Genomic DNA, 17,913 nt, shown 5'->3' on the forward strand with positions numbered 1-17,913 from the left:
GTTACATTCCGAACCCGGAAGCTAAGCCTCACAGCGCCGATGGTACTGCAGGGGGGACCCTGTGGGAGAGTAGGACGCCGCCGAACAATCATTCAAGGCCGCGGCCCCAGCGATTCGCTGGGGCCGCGGCCTTTTTGTTTTCCTGAACGTATGCAGTACGACCGGCCCGGAGCCGTCCCCGCCCAGACGCGGGGTGGTCCCGGATGCCGGACAATGGAGATGATGCGCGGCCACGAGGCCGGCATCGAACCGTGGTGGGGCGCTGGTGTCGCCAGGCTGCGGTGGAGCTTAAGCAGAAGGAGTCACCACGATGTCGAACCCGCCCCAGGACCGCCCCGACCGCCCCGAGCGTCGATCGGACGACGGCCGCGGCTACGAGCCCCGGTCTCGCGGCGGCTACAACCGTGACGACCGTGGTCCGCGTCGCGATGACCGCCCCTCCGGTGGTGGTTACAACCGCGATGACCGTGGTCCGCGTCGCGATGACCGCCCCTCCGGTGGTGGTTACAACCGCGATGACCGTGGTCCGCGTCGCGATGACCGCCCCTCCGGTGGTGGTTACAACCGCGATGACCGTGGTCCGCGTCGCGATGACCGCCCCTCCGGTGGCGGCTACAACCGCGATGACCGTGGTCCGCGTCGCGATGACCGCCCCTCCGGTGGCGGCTACAACCGCGATGACCGTGGTCCGCGTCGTGACGACCGCCCCTCCGGTGGCGGTTTCAACCGTGACCGTGACGACCGTGGCGGTTTCCGTCGGGATGACCGTCCGTCGGGCGGTGGTGGGTTCCGTCGTGATGACCGTCCGGGTGGTTTCAACCGCGATGACCGTGGTCCGCGTCGTGACGACCGCCCCTCCGGTGGCGGTTTCAACCGTGACCGTGACGACCGTGGTGGCTTCCGTCGGGATGACCGTCCGTCGGGCGGTGGTGGGTTCCGTCGTGATGACCGTCCGGGTGGTTTCAACCGCGATGACCGTGGTCCGCGTCGCGATGACCGCCCCTCCGGTGGCGGTTTCAACCGTGACCGTGACGACCGTGGTCCGCGTCGTGACGACCGTCCCTCCGGTGGCGGGTTCCGTCGTGACGACCGTCCCTCCGGTGGCGGTTTCAACCGTGACCGTGACGACCGTGGCGGTTTCCGTCGGGATGACCGTCCGTCGGGCGGTGGTGGGTTCCGTCGTGATGACCGTCCGGGTGGTTTCAACCGCGATGACCGTGGTCCGCGTCGTGACGACCGCCCCTCCGGTGGCGGTTTCAACCGTGACCGTGACGACCGTGGTGGCTTCCGTCGGGATGACCGTCCGTCGGGCGGTGGTGGGTTCCGTCGTGATGACCGTCCGGGTGGTTTCAACCGCGATGACCGTGGTCCGCGTCGCGATGACCGCCCCTCCGGTGGCGGTTTCAACCGCGACCGTGACGACCGCGGTCCGCGTCGTGACGACCGCCCGAGTGGTTTCAACCGTGACCGCGACGACCGTGGTCCGCGTCGTGACGACCGCCCCTCCGGCGGTGGCTTCCGTCGTGACGACCGCCCCTCCGGTGGCGGTTTCAACCGTGACCGTGACGACCGTGGTGGCTTCCGTCGCGACGACCGCCCGAGCGGCGGCCGCTCCTACGGGGACCGCGACCGTGGTGGCCGCTTCGAGGGCCGTCGGGACGAGCGTCGGGACGACTACCGCCGCGACGACCGCCGTGACTACGACGACCGGCGGGGCAACTACGAGCCCGTCAAGCGGCTGCCGATCCCCGAGGACGTCACCGGCTTCGAGATCGACGCCGATGTGCGCCAGGAGCTCAAGAGCCTGCCGAAGACTCTCGCGGACGATGTCGCGCGCAACCTGGTGATGGTCGCCCGCCTGCTGGACAGCGAGCCGGAGGAGGCGTACCAGTACTCCCGCGTCGCTCTGCGGCTGGCGTCCCGCGTCGCTGCCGTCCGTGAGGCGGCCGGTTTCGCCTCGTACATGACGCAGCGTTACTCCGAGGCGCTGACCGAGTTCCGGGCCGCTCGGCGGATGACCGGCCGGGCGGACCTGTGGCCCGTCATGGCCGACTGCGAGCGCGGCCTGGGCCGCCCCGAGCGCGCGCTGGCGATGGCCGGCGAGCCCGAGGTGAAGCAGCTGGACAAGGCCGGCCAGGTCGAGATGCGCCTGGTCGCGGCCGGTGCGCGTGGCGACATGGAGCAGTTCGACGCCGCCGTGGTGACGCTGCAGAGCCCGGAGCTGGCCTCCAACTCCGTCCAGCCGTGGACGGCCCGCCTGCGTTACGCCTACGCCGACGCGCTGATCGCGGCCGGCCGTGCGGACGAGGCGCGGGAGTGGTTCGCCAAGGCGGCCGACGCCGACACCGACGGCACGACCAACGCGGAGGAGCGGCTCGCGGAGATCGACGGTCTGGAGTTCGTCGACGCGCTGGACCCGGAGCTGGAGGACGAGGCCGCCGCCGAGTCCGTGGCGCCGGCCGCCGGTGGCGAGACGCCGGACGACCGGGAGATCTTCGAGGACGAGGAAGACGTCGAGGAGTACTACGACGAGGATGACCTCGAGATCGACGAGGACTACGACGAGGACGAGCCGAAGCGGGCCGAGCAGCGCGACGACCGCTGAGCGGGCCGGTGCAGGCCGGTCGGTGATCACTGACCGCTGATCACGTCGGACATGCCGAAGGCCCTGCCCACCCCCTAGGGGGTGGGCAGGGCCTTCGGCATGTCCGGGCCGGCTCAGCCGAGTTCGAGGTTGCGCAGCACCAGCCCGGTGGCGGGCTTGGGCCCGAAGGACGTGGACTTCCGGGGCATCGTCACGCCCTGCTCGGCCAGCCGCCGAACCACGCTCTCCCTGACCGGGTGCAGCAGCACGGCGGTGCCGCCGCTGCGGGCGGCCTCGCGCTCGGCGGCGAGGGCGGTGTGCAGGTAGCCGATGTCGTCCGGGCTGTCCGGGACGCGCCAGACGTGGTCCAGCAGTGTGGCGTGCAGCACGGTGGCGTCGAGACGGCGCCACTCCTGCGGCATGTCCTGCGGCACGGTCTCGTCCAGGATCTCCTCGGCGGGTTCGCCGATCAGCCAGTAGGTGCCGTCCCCGCCGGTGAGGACGAAGCCGTTGACCCCGTGCCGTTTGAACTCCGCCAGGGCCTGGAGCGCGGTCTCCAGCGGGCCTGGTACCTCCTTGACCAGCCAGTGGCCGCCGAGCAGCTCAAGCGCGGTGGCGATCGGCAGGCGGTACAGCACGCGGTGGATCGCGCGTACCCGCAGGGGGTAGCGGGCGGTGTCCACCAGCAGGACCATGCCGCGGTCCCACGGGCTGCGGGGCAGGTGTCGGTGCTCGCGCTGGAGGCGGAGGTACATCTCCCAGCGGTGGTGGCCGTCGGCGATCAGCGCGCGGCAGGTCGCGAGGTCGCGGCTGACCTCGGCGATCTCGCTGTGGTCGGTGACGGCCCACAGCCGGTGGTGGGTGCCGTCGGTGGTGGTCGTGGTGAGCAGCGGTTCGCCTTGGACGGCGCGCTCGATGACGGCGGCCGCGCCGCCACTGCCCCGGTAGGTCAGCAGCAGGGGTTCGAGGTTGGCCCGGGTGGTGCGCATCAGGCCGACCCGGTCGGCGACCGGCTTGGGCATCACGTCCTCGTGCGGCAGGACCACGCCGGACTCCCGGCCGCTGACCGCGAGGGCGCCGATCAGCCCGCGCTGCAACAGCTCGCCGGAGCCGGAGCCGGAGCCGGAGCCGGAGCCGGAGCCGGATCCGGATCCTGAGTCCGCGCCGGACGATCCCGGGTCGGACGATCCCGCGGCCGTGCCACGGTCCTGGACGCGCTGCTCGTAGACGTACAGCGCGGGCTCGGCGTCGGCGGCGAGGACACCCTCGCGCTGCCAGTCGCGCAGCAGCCGGGCGGCGTGCCGGTAGCGGGTGTCGCGGTCGGGGCGGTCGCCGGCGTCCTCGGGTTCCGGGCGCGGCAGGATCAGCCGCACCACGTTGTACGGGTCCGCGGTTTCGAGGTCGAGCCGACGGCCCGGGTCCACGACGTCGTACGGCGGCGAGGTGACGGAGGCCAGCGCGCCGACCCGGTCGGGGACGTATCGCAGGCCTCGGAAGGGGGACAGGGACAGCCCTGCGGTGGCGACGTGCCCGGGGTCGCCGGGGCCGCCCTGCGGAGACTCCGCTCCGCTTTCTGCACTGGGTGCACTCATTCTGGGCATCGTAATCGGGTACGCGTTGTTCAGAGATCAGAACCCCCGGCCGGGTGGGCCGGTGAGGGTGCCCGGACCGGGAGCGAGGTACGGCATGAGCGGTGGGCAGGAGCGGGTGGGCGGCGGCGGCACGGACGGCGGAGGCGCTTTCGGACCGGGCCGGGCGGGCGAGCCGGCCGGTGACGTCTACGACTGGTTCCGCCGTGGGGGCAGGCTGCTCGCGGAGGGCAATCCGGCGGCGGCGGAGCAGCTGCTGGCCAGGGCGGCGGCGGCCGAGCCGCAGTCGCACAGCATCCGGGAGGCGCTGGCGAGAGCCCAGTTCGACACGGGTTCGTACGCGGCGGCGCTGGAGAACTTCAAGCTGGTGGCGCAGGCCGATCCGTCGGACGACTACGCTCAGTTCGGCTGGGGCGTCTCGGCGGCCAGGCTGGGCGACTTCGAGGCGTCCGCCAAGCACCTGGCGCTGGCGGTGGCCATGCGGCCGGAGGCGGAGCACTACCGGGCCGCGCTGCGGCAGACCAGGGCGACGCTGGCCGCCCGGGCCGGCGCGTTCGGTCCGCTGCTGCCGGGGGCACCGGGGTATCTCGCTCCGCCGCGGCAGTCCGAGGAGGAACCGGAGCGCGGGGACGGCCCGCAGGGCGGCACCAGCACCAGCACAAGCACCGGCACGGACAACGGCGTGACGGCCGGTGCGGACGGCGGCACGGGCGGTGCCGGGAACGGCGTCGCCGGTGGCGCGGACGATGAAGTGGACGACGGGAAGAAGCAGGAATGAGCGACACGGCAACCACCCCGCGGCGGATCATGCCGGGCGGCAGCGACCGCCCGCTGACCGAGGCGTACGACACGGCGCTGCTCGATCTCGACGGGGTGGTCTACGCCGGCCCGGACGCGATCGAGTACGCGGTGGAGTCGCTGGACACGGCGCGGGCGGCCGGTATGCGGCTGGCGTACGTGACCAACAACGCCTCGCGTCCGCCCCGGGTGGTGGCCGAGCATCTGACCGAGCTGGGTGTCCCGGCCGACGAGGCCGATGTGATCAACTCCGCGCAGGCGGCGGCCCGGGTGGTAGCCGAGAAGGTGCCGGCCGGGGCCAAGGTGCTGGTGGTCGGCGGAGCGGGGCTGGAGGAGGCGCTGGCCGAGCGCGGGCTGGTCGCGGTGCGCTCGCTGGCGGACGGTCCGGCGGCCGTGGTCCAGGGGTACGACCCCTCGGTGGGCTGGCAGCATCTGGCGGAGGCCTCGTACGCCGTGCAGCAGGGCCTGCCCTGGGTGGCGTCCAACACCGACCTGACCGTTCCGACCGCGCGGGGCATCGCGCCCGGGAACGGCACGCTGGTGGCGGCCGTCCGGGCGGCGACCGGGGTGGAGCCGGAGGTGGCGGGCAAGCCGCTGCCGCCGATGCACCGCGAGACGGTGCTGCGTACGGGCGCCGTCCGGCCGCTGGTGGTCGGCGACCGGCTGGACACCGACATCGAGGGCGCGTTCAACGGCGGTGTGGACAGCCTGCTGGTCTTCACCGGGGTGACGACGCCGGCGCAGCTGCTGGCCGCCCCCGTCGAGCACCGGCCGACGTACCTGGCGTCCGACCTGCGCGGTCTGCTGCGGGCGCAGCCCGAGGTGACGGCCGCCGGTGACGGCGGGTTCGGCTGCGGTGGCTGGGTGGCCGTGGCGGAGGACGGCGTCCTGCGGCTGGAGGGCGAGGGCGAGGACCGCTACGACGGGCTGCGTGCGCTGTGCGCGGCGGCCTGGACGGCGCTGGACACGGACGGCGAGCCGGCCGACGGGCGGAAGGCGCTGGCGGATCTGGGGCTGTGACGTCCGGGCCCGTGACGCGTGGGCCCGTGACGTACCCCGGCTGTCTGCCTCGCTCGCGCCGAGGAGGCGGGCAGCCGGTGCCGTTCAGGGCCTCGGCTCCTTCAGAGCAGGGTGCGCAGCCGGAGCAGGTCGCGGAAGCCGGCTTCGAGCTTGACCCGGCCGGCAGCCCAGGCAGAGGCGAAGTTGAGCCTCCCGCCGACCATGGCGACCAGGTCGTCGCTGCTCATCGCGAGCCGGATCTCGGCCTTGGCGTCCGGCGGGCCGGGGGCTTCGGTGACGTCCTGGATGCTGCCGTCGCGCAGACGGCCCGTGAAGGTGACGTCCAGGTCGGTGATCCAGCAGGTGAGGGAGCGGTCGAGGGCGGCGGCCTTGCGGACGTCGCCGTTGGAGCGCGACAGGTTGCGGCTGAGCTGTTCCAGCGCCTCGCGGCACTCCTCGGCGTCGGCCATATCGGTCGTCCACTTCCCTTCTGCGGTCCTCAGCCCCACGTTAGCGCAGCCCTAAGGGGGGATCGGCTGCCGCCGGGTGGGCCTGGTTACGGGTAGCGTCGTCAGTGGACGCCCGGCCGGACCGGGCGTCGTCGGGCGTAGGGCGATGCACGCAGGAGGAACCCGGATGCTTCGCAGGACGGTGCAGGGCTGTGTCGAGCTCGCCTCCGAGCTCGCGGACGAGGTCGGCAAGCGGGTTGTCGGTACCGCCGCCGAGCTGCTGGAACGCAGCGGGGTGGACCTGTCGGAGGTCGAGCGGAGGCTGGGCGGGCAGTTCCCGCCCTCGGTGAAGTCGATCCAGACGCTGGCCGGCGAGGCGGTGACGGCCGGCCGGGCCGGGGTGGACGTCGCGGTCGGGGTGGCGCGCAGCGAGGTGGAGAAGGCCTTCGAGCGGGTCGGCGACCAGGTGACCAAGGTGGGCGTCGTGCTGGCCTACCTGGAGAGCAAGCTGCGTGAGGTCGAGGAGGAGGCCGTGCCTCCGGCCGGGCGGTCGGCGGCCGGAGCGAGGGCCGACGGGCTGTTCGGCGACGGCTGGGAGCACGGCGAGGGTGGCGCCGAGCCGATAGTGGCGGAGCGCGTCGAGGTGGACGAGGCCGACGAAGACTCGCCGGCCCCGGCGCCGGCCCCGGCGAGGTCCAGGAAGGCGGCCGCCGAGCCAACGCGCGCAGCGCGCACCCCGGCCGAGCCAGCCCCCGCCGCGAAGGAGCCTGTCGAAGAGGCCCCCGCTAAGGAAGCACGGGCCCGCAAGGCGCCGGCCGCGAAGGCGCGCGCCGGTGAGGCCGGCACGGGCAAGTCGCAGGCCAAGAAGGCGGCGGCCAAGAAGACCCCCGCTCGCAAGACCGTGGTCACGAAGAAGGCCACCGCCGAGCAGCCGTCCGGCAAGCCGGCGGGTAAGCGGGCGGCGGCGAAGAAGACCACCGTCCGCCGGAGCACGAGCGGCAAGGGCGGCGATGACTGAGGGCGGCGGGATCCGGCCCCCGGAGACCGCGCCGCTCGGCGTGGAGTTCGCGCCCACCGGGCACCCCGGGGTGGACGAGGCGCTGGCCGGCCTGGAGACGCTGGGCGGGGTGCCGACCGAGGCGCATGTCCCGGTGTACGAAGATGTTCACCAGCGGCTCACCGAGACCCTCGCCGAGCTCGACGACCCGGAGCGGTGACCGGCAGTGACCCGCGGTGACCCCGCGGTGACCGGAGCGGTGGCCAAGCGGTGCATCGCCGTGAGAAGTAGCCGGAGCGGCAGCCCACAGCTGTCGCCCGGAGCAGTGACCGGAGCAGTGACCGAAGCAGTGAGCAGTAGGAGCTGAAGCACCAGTGGCAGTGGCACGACGCCGACTCGACGCGGAGCTGGTCCGCCGTAAGCTGGCCCGTTCGCGTGAGCACGCGAGCGAGCTGATCGCGGCCGGCCGGGTGACCGTCGGCGGCAGCACCGCGACCAAGCCCGCGACCCAGGTGGAGACCTCCGCCGCCGTGGTGGTCGCCGAGGACGACAACGACCCCGACTACGTCTCGCGCGGCGGCCACAAGCTGGCCGGGGCGTTCGCGGCGTTCGTCCCGCAGGGCCTGGTCGTCGAGGGGCGGCGGGCGCTGGACGCCGGGGCGTCCACCGGGGGATTCACCGATGTGCTGCTGCGCGCGGGGGTGGCTGGCGTGCTGGCCGTCGACGTGGGCTACGGGCAGCTGGCCTGGTCGCTGCAGAGTGACGACCGGGTCACCGTGATGGACCGGACCAATGTCCGCGAGCTCACCCTGGAGCAGATCGGCGGCACCCCCGTCGACCTGGTCGTCGGCGACCTGTCCTTCATCTCGCTCGGCCTGGTGCTGCCCGCGCTGGCGGGCTGCTGCGCCGAGGACGCGGACCTGGTGCTGATGGTCAAGCCGCAGTTCGAGATCGGCAAGGAACGGCTCGGCAGCGGCGGCGTGGTCCGCAGTCCGCAGCTGCGCGCCGAGATGGTACGTCAGGTCGCCGCCCAGGCCTGGGCGCTCGGCCTCGGCGTACGGGCGGTCACGGCGAGCCCGCTGCCTGGGCCGTCGGGGAACGTCGAGTACTTCCTCTGGCTGCGCAGGGACGCCCCGCAGCTGGACCCCGCGCAGGCGGACCGGGCCGTCGCGGAGGGCCCCGGATAGGGTGCTCCGCAGACGTCCGATCGTCATCCTGAGGGGTGGCAGGGCGGAGGGCGGCAGGACGGCACGAAGGCAAGAAGGCAGGACAGCAGGACAGCAGGACGGTAGTGCGGCCGCACCGGGCCAAGGGCGACTTGGCGGGCGTAGGGAGAGGGCAGCAGCATGAGCGAGGAACGTACGGTCTTCCTGATTGCGCACACCGGCCGTGAGGCCGCGCTGCGCAGCGTCGAGGCGCTGGTGCACGGCCTGTTGAAGGCTGGCATCAAGATCCGGCTGCTGGCCGCCGAGGCGGTGGGCCTGGATCTGCCAGACGGCGTGGAGCGGGTGGCCGGCGGGCAGGGGGCGGCGGACGGCTGCGAGTTGATCCTGGTCGCGGGCGGGGACGGCACGCTGCTGCGTGGCGCCGAACTGGCCCGCGACCACGGGCTGCCGATGCTCGGCATCAACCTGGGCCGGGTCGGCTTCCTCGCGGAGGCCGAGCGTGATGACCTGGCGGTGGTGGTGGATCGGGTGGTCGACGCCGACTACGAGGTCGAGGAGCGGATGACCCTCGATGTGCTGGTCCGCACCAACGGCGATGTGCTGCACTATGACTGGGCGTTGAACGAGGCGTCGATCGAGAAGGCCTCCCGGGAGCGGATGCTGGAGGTGGTGACCGAGGTGGACGGCCGCCCGGTCTCCAACTTCGGCTGCGACGGCGTTGTCTGTGCGACGCCGACCGGCTCCACCGCGTACGCGTTCTCGGGCGGCGGCCCGGTGGTGTGGCCGGAGGTGGAGGCGCTGCTGATGGTGCCGATCAGCGCGCACGCGCTGTTCGCCCGGCCGCTGGTGGCCTCGCCCAAGTCGGTGCTGGCGGTGGAGGTTCAGCCGAAGACGCCGCACGGTGTGCTGTGGTGCGACGGGCGGCGGTCGGTCGAACTCCCGGCCGGAGCCCGGGTGGAGGTCCGGCGGGGCCAGACCCCGGTACGGCTGGCGCGGCTGCACCGGGCACCGTTCACCGACCGGCTGGTGGCCAAGTTCGCGCTGCCGGTGGCTGGTTGGCGGGGGCGCTCGGACGCCCACTGAGCTGTGGGCGGGGCTCGGGGCGGTGGGGGACGCCCGCCTGGGTGACCGTCGTGGCACCGCTCCCCGGTGGCTCCGGGATCCCGGTCGGCCGAGCATGCGTCATGTGCGCGCCTGATCCCCGCCGAGTTGCTCGACGAGCCGGGCCGGGCCCAGTCGGGCCGGGCCCGCCGACGGCAGGTGCGGCTCGGCGCGGGTCAGGCGACTAGGGGCGAGCCCCCGTCGGCGGTCGGCCAGCGGTCGCCGGTGGCGGCCTGCTCGGCCACCGCGGCGAGGCGCTCGACGGCCGCGTGGGCGGCCGGGGCGGGGACGGTCAGCGGGATCCGGATGAAGTTCTCGAAGGCGCCGTCCGCACCGAAGCGGGTGCCCGCCGCGATCCGCACCCGCCCCCGTTCGCCGGCCTGGGCGAGCGCGGTGCCGGACAGGCCGTCGGTGGCGAGCCACAGGCAGAGCCCACCGGGCGGCTCGGCGAAGCGCCAGCCGGGCAGCTGCTCGCGCAGCGCCGCCGAGAGGGCGCCCGCGCTGGCCCGCAGGCGTTCGAGCTGGTGGGTGCGGACCTCCTCCAGCCGCTCGCCGATCAGGACGGCCGCGATCAGCTGGTCCAGCACGGGCGTGCCCACGTCGCTGTACACCCGGTCGGTGGCCAGTCGGCGTACCAGCGCGGGCGTCGCGCGGACCCACCCGATCCGCAGGCCGCCCCAGAGCAGCTTGCTGGCCGAACCGACGGTGACCACCTGGGCGCCCCGGTCCAGGGCGGCCATCGGCCGCGGGAAGGCTGCCGGGGCCGCCGGCGTGGGCGCGCCGGCGGCCCGCTCCAGGCCCCAGCCGAGTTCGGCGGTGGTCTCGTCGGCCAGCACGATGGTGCCCGAGGCCCGGGCGGCGGCGAGCAGCTCGCGGCGCTGCTCCTCCTCGATCAGCGCCCCGGTGGGGTTGTGGAAGTCCGGCATGACGTACGCGAGCTTGGGGGCGGCACCGCGCAGGACGCGCTGCCACTCGGGCAGGTCCCAGCTCGGCATCAGCTCGGGGCCGCCGGGCCAGGCGTGCGGGACGGGCACCAGCCGGGCGCCGGAGCGGCGCAGCGCCTGGAGGGTGTGGGGGTAGCTCGGTCCCTCGACGGCGACCCGGTCGCCGGGCCCGACCAGTGCCCGGTGCAGCAGGTGCAGCGCGCCCATCGCGCCCGTGGTGATCAGGATCTGGTCCGGGGTGGTCGGCAGGCCGCGCTGGGTGAAGCGCCGGGCGACGGCCTCGCGCAGGACGGGGACGCCGGTCGGGTAGCAGCCGTGTCCGGCGGCGTACGCGGGCAGCTGCTCGACGGCCCGGGCGGCCGCCTCGCCGAGGTAGGGCTGCGGCGCGGGGAGGGCGGCGACCCCGAGGTCCAGGGTGTGGCCCTGCTCGTCGGGCGGTACGGGGTGCAGGGCGTCGCCGGGCGGCGGGGCGCCTTCGGGCAGGGTGGTCCAGCTGCCGGCGCCCCGGCGGCTGCGCAGGTAGCCGTCGGCGCGCAGGGCCTCGTACGCCGTGGCCACGGTGGTGCGGCTCAGGGCGAGGGCGGCGGCCAGCTCGCGTTCGGCGGGCAGCCGGGCGCCGACCGGCAGCCGGCCCTCGGAGACCAGGGTGCGGACCTGGTCGGCGAGCCGGCGGTAGGTGGGCCGGCGGCCGGTCGGCTGGGGGAGCCTCGCGGCGGTGTCGAGCAGACGCGCGAGGGCGGGGGGAGTGACGGTGCTGTGCCATTCGGTCACGACGAACAGTCCACCTGGTTCGGATTGGACCTGGAACAGGCCCGGTTGGCCCCTTCATCATGGCAGCGCGGCCGTCGAGTCCGCCACCGCCCGCCAAGGAGGGGCGGTGCAGCACACCGAGGAGAGTCGATGGCCACCGCCGCCACGCCCGCCACCAACCGGACATCCGCCACCACCGGCACATCCACCACCGGCACATCCGTCACCGACACCGCACCCGCCGCCGAAGCCCCGGCCGCCGCGCCCGGGCGGCGCTCCCTGGCGGTCCGCCTGGTCGGCGACACCCACGCGCTCGGCCGCCGACTGCCGCAGCTGCTGGTCGGCCTCTTCCTCTACGGGTCGAGCATGGCGCTGATGCTGCGGGCCTCGCTCGGCGCCAACTCCTGGGACGTGTTCCACCAGGGCCTGGTCCGTCACCTCGGGCTGAGCCTCGGCAGCTGGGTCACCATCACCGGCGCCGCGGTGCTGCTGCTCTGGATCCCGCTGCGCCAGCGCCCGGGCATCGGCACCGTCGGCAACGTGCTGGTGCTCGGCGTCGCGATGGACCTCACCCTCGGCGCGGTCTCGGCCCCGCACGCGCTCGCGGCCCGGGTCGCCCTGCTCGTCACCGGAATCGTCCTCAACGGCCTGGCCACCGGCCTCTACATCGGCGCCCGGCTCGGCCCCGGCCCGCGCGACGGTCTGATGACCGGCCTGCACCGGCGTACCGGCCGCTCGCTGCGGCTGATCCGGACCGGCATCGAGCTCACCGTGCTCGCGATCGGCATCCTGCTGGGCGGCACCTTCGGGGTCGGCACGGTGGCATACGCGCTGGCCATCGGCCCGCTGGCACAGTTCTTCCTGCGCTGGTGCACCGTGCCGGAAGCCGCCCGGAAGTGATGAACTTCGGCGCCCGGGGTTGTCACTCGTCGCGCGGCGGGGCCGGAACCTCGTAAGGTCGTCTCCGTGTTGGACGAGATGCGGATACGAGATCTTGGTGTCATCGATGACGCCGTGGTCGAACTGGCACCGGGGTTCACGGCCGTGACCGGCGAGACCGGCGCCGGCAAGACCATGGTGGTGACCAGCCTCGGCCTGCTGCTCGGCGGCCGGGCCGATCCGGGCCTGGTGCGCTCGGGTGCCGGCCGGGCGGTGGTCGAGGGCCGTCTGGAACTCCCCGCCGGCTCCCCGGCCGCCGCCCGGGCCCTGGAGGCCGGCGCCGAGCTGGACGAGGGCGCGCTGCTGATCAGCCGTACGGTCTCCGCCGAGGGGCGCTCCCGGGCGTTCGTCGGCGGCCGGGCCGTGCCGGTCGGGCTGCTCGCGGAGCTGGGCGAGGACCTGATCGCCGTGCACGGCCAGACCGACCAGCAGCGGCTGCTGCGCCCCTCCCGCCAGCGCGGTGCGCTGGACCGGTACGCGGGCGAGGCCGTCGCCGGCCCGCTGGCCCGCTACCGGGAGGTCTACCGCAGGCTGCGCGAGGTCTCGGCGACGCTGGAGGAGCTGACCACCCGGGCCCGCGAGCGCGCCCAGGAGGCCGATCTGCTGCGCTTCGGCCTGGACGAGATCGCCGCCGCCGAGCCGGTCGCCGGGGAGGACACCGACCTGGGCGCCGAAGCCGAGCGCCTGGGCCACGCCGACGCCCTCTCCTCCGCCGCCACCCTGGCTCACGCCGCGCTGGCCGGCGACCCGGCCGAGCCCGACTCGCTGGACGCGGGCACCCTGATCGCCCAGGCCCGCCGGGCCCTGGACGGGGTGCGCCACCACGACGAGCGGCTCGCCGCCCTGGCCGACCGCCTCAACGAGGTCGGGTACCTGCTCGCCGACGTCGCCGGCGACCTGGCCGGCTACGCGGACGACCTGGACGCCGACCCCGTCCGCCTGGCGGCGGTCGAGGAGCGCCGCTCCGTCCTCGCCCACCTGCTGCGCAAGTACGGCGGCGCGGACAACTCGCTGGCCGAGGTGCTCTCCTGGGCCGAGGCCGGCGCCGCGCGGCTCGCCGAGCTGGACGGCGACGACGACCGGATCGACGAGCTCGGCGCCCAGGAGACCGAGCTGCGCGCCGAGTTGGCCGAGCTGGCCGCCGAGGTCTCGGCGGCCAGGCACGCGGCGGCCGGCCGCTTCGCCGAGGCCGTCTCCGCGGAGCTCGCCGAACTGGCCATGCCGCACGCCCGGGTGAGCTTCGAGATCAGCCGGGTCGACGATCTGGCGGGCATCGAGCTCGACGGCCGTACCGTCGCGTACGGTGCGCACGGAGTGGACGAGGTCGAGGTGCTGCTCGCCCCGCACCCGGGCGCGGCGCCGCGTCCGATCGCCAAGGGCGCCTCCGGTGGCGAGCTCTCGCGGGTGATGCTCGCGGTGGAGGTCGTCTTCGCCGGTGCGGACCCGGTGCCCACGTACCTCTTCGACGAGGTCGACGCGGGCGTCGGCGGCAAGGCGGCGGTGGAGATCGGCCGCCGGCTGGCGAAGCTGGCCGAGTCCGCGCAGGTCGTGGTCGTCACCCACCTCCCGCAGGTCGCGGCGTTCGCCGACCGGCACCTGGTGGTGGAGAAGACCAACGACGGCACCGTCACCCGCAGCGGCGTCAAGGTGCTGAACGACGAGGAGCGGGTCCGGGAGCTGTCTCGGATGCTGGCCGGCCTGGAGGACTCCGAGCTCGGCCGCGCACACGCCGAGGAGCTGCTGGCCGCCGCCAGGGCGCCGCGCGGGCGGTAGTCTTCCGACCCGTCCCGGGCGCCGTCCGCGGACCGCGCCCGGGACGGACCCCGACCCGGCCGCGCAGTGCCGAACTCATGCCCGGGGAGGGGGAACGACGCGCCCCGCCGTGGTGCCGACTGTCCAAGAGGGCCGCCGACCTGGCATCGTGGCGGCTGGACACTGGCTACCCCATTCCCGAGTGCCGCCCACGGGCCACCCGCCCTCCCTGCCCGTCAGCGGGCCGGGGCACCTCCCAGCCGCCACCGCGGGGGAGCGGGAACCCGCAGGCGGCGTGAGTTCCTGATCGAGTCGGAGCGAGACGACGTGGACCATTCCGCCGCCCGGGCCACCGTGGCCGCCCCCGAACCGGGGCAGCTGCACGTGGTACTCGTCCTGGCCGCCAGCACCGGCGGCATCGGCGCGCATGTGCGGTCCCTGGCACAGGGCCTGGTCGCACACGGAGTGACCGTGACGGTCTGCGCGCCCGCGGGGACGGACGCGCTGTTCGGCTTCTCCCGTTCGGGCGCCAGATTCCACCTGGTCGACATCACCCCCACCGCGGGCGCCCGCAGCGACGCGGCCGCGATCGGCGAGCTGCGCCGCGCGTTCACCGGTGCGGACGTGGTGCACGCCCACGGCCTGCGCGCCGGGCTGCTGTCCGACCTGGCGCTGCGTACGGCCGGCCGCTTCCCGGGCCTTCGGCCGCAGACCCCGCTGGTGGTCACCTCGCACCAGGCGATGCTGGCCACCGGCATGGAGCGCCGGCTCCAGCGGCTGATGGAGCGCCGGGTCGCGCGCGCCGCCGACCTGGTGCTGGGCGCGTCCTCCGATCTGGTCGCCCGTGCCAGGGAGCTCGGCGCCACCGACGCCAGGCTCGGCCCGGTCGCCGCTCCGCCGATGCCGCCCGGCGAGCTGGACCGCCCCGCCGCCCGTGCCGCCCTGCTCGGGGACGGGCCGGACCGGCCGCTGCTGCTGGCCGTCGGGCGGCTGGTCCGGCAGAAGGCCTTCGGGCTGCTGCTGGACGCCTCCCGGGAGCTGGCCGGCGTCCGGCCGCAGCCGCTGGTGCTGATCGCCGGCGAGGGCCCGGAGGCCGGCCCGCTGCGTGAGCGGATCGCCGCCGAGCGGCTGCCGGCCGAGCTGCTGGGATTCCGTACCGACGTATCCGACCTGCTCACGGCGGCCGACGTGGTGGTGGTCAGCAGCCGCTGGGAGGCGCGCTCGCTGGTGGTGCAGGAGGCGATGCGGGCCGGCGTCCCGGTGGTGGCCACGGCCGTCGGCGGGATTCCCGAGCTGGTAGGCGACGCCGCGGTGCTCGTCCCGTCCGGTGACGCGGCGGCGCTGGGCACGGCCGTACGCGAGCTGCTGGCCGACCCGCGGCGGTGCGAGCAGCTCGCCGAGGCCGGCCGCCAGCAGAGCGAGACCTGGCCGGACGAGGCCGCGACCGTGGCCCAGGTGCTGAGCACCTACGACGAGCTGGTCCAGCGGGCCTGACCGCCGGGGGTGTCCCCGGCGGTCGCGGCGCGGCCCGTCAGACCGTGGCCTGCTCGCTGCGGTCGGCTGCGCCGCGCCCGTCCGGCTGGGCGGAGAGGTAGGCGCCGCCGCACGCGGTGAGCCGCAGCGCGGTGTCGATCAGCGGCACGTGGCTGAAGGCCTGCGGGAAGTTCCCGACCTGGCGCTTGAGCCGCGGATCCCACTCCTCCGCGAGCAGCCCGATGTCGTTGCGCAGCGCCAGCAGCTTCTCGAACAGCTCCCGGGCCTCGCTGACCCGGCCGATCATCGCCAGGTCGTCGGCGAGCCAGAACGAGCAGGCCAGGAACGCGCCCTCGTGCCCGGAGAGCCCGTCGACGTTGTTGCCCTGGTCGTCGTGCGTCGGGTAGCGCAGGACGAAGCCGTCCTCGGTGGAGAGCTCGCGCTGGATCGCCTCGATGGTGCCGATCACCCGCTTGTCGTCCGGCGGCAGGAAGCCGACCTGGGGGATCAGCAGCAGCGAGGCGTCCAGCTCGCGGCCGCCGTAGTACTGGGTGAAGGTGTTGCGCTCGCTGTCGTAGCCCCGCTCGCAGACGTCCCGGTGGATGGTGTCGCGCAGCTCGCGCCAGCGCTCCAGCTCGCCGTCGGCGGGGGCGTCCTCCGGCATCTGTTCCAGCAGCTTGATGGTGCGGTCCACGGCGACCCAGGCCATCACCTTGGAGTGCACGAAGTGCCGCCGGGGGCCGCGCACCTCCCAGATGCCCTCGTCGGGCTCCATCCAGTGCTCCTCCAGGTAGCTGATCAGCTTCAGCTGGAGGTGGTGCGCGTGGTCGTTGCGGGTGAGGCCGGTCATGTGGGCCAGGTGCAGCGCCTCGACGACCTCGCCGTAGACGTCCAGCTGGAGCTGGCCGGCGGCGCCGTTGCCGACCCGGACGGGCAGTGAGCCCTCGTACCCGGGCAGCCAGTCCAGCGAGGACTCGGTGAGCTCGCGCTCGCCCGCGATGCCGTACATGATCTGCAGGTTCTCGGGGTCGCCGGCCACCGCGCGCAGCAGCCACTCGCGCCAGGCGCGGGCTTCGTCCCGGTAGCCGGTGCGCAGCAGCGAGGAGAGGGTGATGGCGGCGTCGCGCAGCCAGGTGTAGCGGTAGTCCCAGTTGCGCTCGCCGCCGATGTCCTCGGGCAGCGAGGTGGTGGGGGCGGCGACGATGCCGCCGGTGGGGGCGTAGGTGAGCGCCTTGAGGGTGATCAGCGAGCGGATCACGGCCTCGCGGTAGGGGCCCTGGTAGGTGCACTGGCCGGCCCAGTCGCGCCAGAAGTCCTCGGTGGCGTCGAGCATCGCCTCGGCGTCGGGGGTGCTGGGCGGCTCCAGGTGGGAGGCCTGCCAGGTGAGCGCGAAGGCGATCCGCTCACCGGCGCGGACGGTGAAGTCGGCGTACGTGGTGAGGTTGCGGCCGTACGTCTCGGACTCGCCGTCCAGCCAGACGGAGTCGGGCCCGGCCACGGCGACCGTGCGGTGGCCGCCGTCGGGCTGCTCGACGCGGTGCACCCAGGGCACCACCCGGCCGTAGCTGAAGCGCATCCGCAGCGCGGAGCGCATCCGGACCTGGCCGGTCAGGCCCTCGACGATCCGGATGATCTGCGGGACGGCGTCGCGGCCGGCCAGCGGGCGCGGCGGCATGAAGTCGATCACCCGGACGCTGCCGCCCTTGGTGTCCCACTCCTGCTCCAGGATCAGCGAGTCGCCCCGGTAGCTCCTGCGGTCGGCCGGGACGGCGGGGGCGGAGGCGGTCGGCGGCGGCACACGAAGATCACCCGTATCGGTGAACGGGCCACGAGGGGCGGGCGCCGCGGGCGCGGCGGGGGTCGGCGCGGGGGCCTCGGAGGGTGCGGGGGAGCCTGGGGTCGCCTCGGCGGGGCCGATCCGCCAGAACCCGTGTTCATCGGTGCCCAGCAGGCCGGCGAAGACGGCCGGGGAGTCGAATCTGGGCAGGCACAGCCAGTCGACCGCTCCGTCCCTGCTGACCAGGGCGGCGGTCTGCATGTCCCCGATGAGTGCGTAGTCCTCGATACGGCCGGCCACGTGGATCTCCAGTTCGCAATGTGGGCACGACGATCGACGACGGCTTCGAGCGAGCGGGCACTGCGCGCCGGGGCCGTCCACCCCGGGCCCCTTCCTCCGGACCGCCGGGGTGGGGCGGGGCCGGCCGGGTGTCCGCGCGGGGCTGTGATGGGCCCCGGGAGAGGGTGGGGGAGGTACAAGGGGTGACGGGGAGGTCCGGTCGCGCATCCGGGACCGAGAGGCGTCGTGACCCTCCCTCGCCCTCCGCGTGCTCTGCTGTCGGCGATGCGTCCGTGCAGCTTACGTCGGACGAATG

Annotated in this window: 14 protein-coding genes, 1 rRNA gene and 1 pseudogene; 12 read left to right on the forward strand and 4 right to left on the reverse strand. The window is 74.2% G+C overall.

Going from position 1 to position 17,913, the window contains the following annotated elements; translation table 11 throughout:
* The 3 genes and pseudogenes from rrf to ACIBH3_RS24485 all read left to right on the forward strand — a co-directional run.
* Positions 1-86, forward strand: a 5S ribosomal RNA gene (gene rrf, locus ACIBH3_RS24475); the annotation flags it as partial.
* Positions 87-733: 647 nt separating this feature from the next.
* Positions 734-1,342: pseudogene (locus ACIBH3_RS24480) on the forward strand (RNA helicase); the annotation flags it as partial.
* Between the two features lie 441 nt (positions 1,343-1,783).
* The gene (locus ACIBH3_RS24485) at positions 1,784-2,605 is read left to right on the forward strand and encodes a hypothetical protein (protein WP_396314309.1); all 822 of its coding nucleotides are present in this window, start codon (positions 1,784-1,786) and stop codon (positions 2,603-2,605) included.
* Positions 2,606-2,718: 113 nt separating this feature from the next.
* Here ACIBH3_RS24485 and ACIBH3_RS24490 read toward each other — a convergent pair whose 3' ends face one another.
* Positions 2,719-4,176: a DUF1015 family protein gene (locus ACIBH3_RS24490; RefSeq protein WP_396314203.1), complete on the reverse strand. Its 1,458-nt coding sequence runs from the start codon at positions 4,174-4,176 to the stop codon at positions 2,719-2,721.
* 94 nt (positions 4,177-4,270) lie between these two features.
* Here ACIBH3_RS24490 and ACIBH3_RS24495 point away from each other — a divergent pair, with 94 nt between their 5' ends.
* Both ACIBH3_RS24495 and ACIBH3_RS24500 read left to right on the forward strand, forming a co-directional pair.
* On the forward strand, positions 4,271-4,951 hold the full coding sequence (locus ACIBH3_RS24495; protein WP_396314204.1) for a tetratricopeptide repeat protein: 681 nt from the start codon (positions 4,271-4,273) through the stop codon (positions 4,949-4,951).
* Positions 4,948-5,991 (forward strand): HAD-IIA family hydrolase, encoded by a 1,044-nt coding sequence (locus tag ACIBH3_RS24500; protein ID WP_396314205.1) that lies wholly within the window; start codon positions 4,948-4,950, stop codon positions 5,989-5,991. The genes ACIBH3_RS24495 and ACIBH3_RS24500 overlap by 4 nt, the downstream gene beginning before the upstream one ends.
* A 101-nt stretch (positions 5,992-6,092) precedes the next feature.
* On the opposite strand, the gene ACIBH3_RS24505 is transcribed toward ACIBH3_RS24500, so the two are convergent.
* Positions 6,093-6,440: an SCP2 sterol-binding domain-containing protein gene (locus tag ACIBH3_RS24505; RefSeq protein WP_396314206.1), complete on the reverse strand. Its 348-nt coding sequence runs from the start codon at positions 6,438-6,440 to the stop codon at positions 6,093-6,095.
* A gap of 166 nt (positions 6,441-6,606) precedes the next feature.
* Here ACIBH3_RS24505 and ACIBH3_RS24510 point away from each other — a divergent pair, with 166 nt between their 5' ends.
* From ACIBH3_RS24510 to ACIBH3_RS24525, 4 genes are all read left to right on the forward strand, one after another.
* Positions 6,607-7,437, forward strand: coding sequence for a hypothetical protein (locus ACIBH3_RS24510; protein ID WP_396314207.1), 831 nt, complete (start codon positions 6,607-6,609; stop codon positions 7,435-7,437).
* The gene (locus tag ACIBH3_RS24515) at positions 7,430-7,636 is read left to right on the forward strand and encodes a hypothetical protein (protein WP_396314208.1); all 207 of its coding nucleotides are present in this window, start codon (positions 7,430-7,432) and stop codon (positions 7,634-7,636) included. The genes ACIBH3_RS24510 and ACIBH3_RS24515 overlap by 8 nt, the downstream gene beginning before the upstream one ends.
* Before the next feature lie 160 nt (positions 7,637-7,796).
* On the forward strand, positions 7,797-8,603 hold the full coding sequence (locus tag ACIBH3_RS24520) for a TlyA family RNA methyltransferase (RefSeq protein WP_396314310.1): 807 nt from the start codon (positions 7,797-7,799) through the stop codon (positions 8,601-8,603).
* A gap of 159 nt (positions 8,604-8,762) precedes the next feature.
* Positions 8,763-9,665 (forward strand): NAD kinase, encoded by a 903-nt coding sequence (locus tag ACIBH3_RS24525; protein ID WP_396314209.1) that lies wholly within the window; start codon positions 8,763-8,765, stop codon positions 9,663-9,665.
* A 194-nt stretch (positions 9,666-9,859) separates the two neighbouring features.
* On the opposite strand, the gene ACIBH3_RS24530 is transcribed toward ACIBH3_RS24525, so the two are convergent.
* The gene (locus tag ACIBH3_RS24530; RefSeq protein WP_396314210.1) at positions 9,860-11,398 is read right to left on the reverse strand and encodes a PLP-dependent aminotransferase family protein; all 1,539 of its coding nucleotides are present in this window, start codon (positions 11,396-11,398) and stop codon (positions 9,860-9,862) included.
* Between the two features lie 129 nt (positions 11,399-11,527).
* Here ACIBH3_RS24530 and ACIBH3_RS24535 point away from each other — a divergent pair, with 129 nt between their 5' ends.
* The 3 genes from ACIBH3_RS24535 (at position 11,528) to ACIBH3_RS24545 (ending at position 15,562) form a co-directional block, all read left to right on the forward strand.
* The gene (locus ACIBH3_RS24535; RefSeq protein WP_396314211.1) at positions 11,528-12,277 is read left to right on the forward strand and encodes a YitT family protein; all 750 of its coding nucleotides are present in this window, start codon (positions 11,528-11,530) and stop codon (positions 12,275-12,277) included.
* Positions 12,278-12,355: 78 nt separating this feature from the next.
* Positions 12,356-14,089, forward strand: coding sequence for a DNA repair protein RecN (gene recN, locus ACIBH3_RS24540; protein WP_396314311.1), 1,734 nt, complete (start codon positions 12,356-12,358; stop codon positions 14,087-14,089).
* A gap of 306 nt (positions 14,090-14,395) precedes the next feature.
* The gene (locus ACIBH3_RS24545; RefSeq protein WP_396314212.1) at positions 14,396-15,562 is read left to right on the forward strand and encodes a glycosyltransferase family 4 protein; all 1,167 of its coding nucleotides are present in this window, start codon (positions 14,396-14,398) and stop codon (positions 15,560-15,562) included.
* A 37-nt stretch (positions 15,563-15,599) separates the two neighbouring features.
* Here the strand turns inward: ACIBH3_RS24545 and ACIBH3_RS24550 are convergent, their stop codons facing one another.
* Positions 15,600-17,618 carry a glycoside hydrolase family 15 protein gene (locus ACIBH3_RS24550; RefSeq protein ID WP_396314213.1) on the reverse strand — a complete coding sequence of 673 codons (2,019 nt, stop codon included), beginning with the start codon at positions 17,616-17,618 and terminating at the stop codon, positions 15,600-15,602.
* Between the last annotated feature and the right edge of the window lie 295 nt (positions 17,619-17,913).

Origin of the sequence: Kitasatospora sp. NPDC050543, from assembly GCF_044457565.1 — a bacterium.
Lineage (GTDB): Bacteria > Actinomycetota > Actinomycetes > Streptomycetales > Streptomycetaceae > Kitasatospora.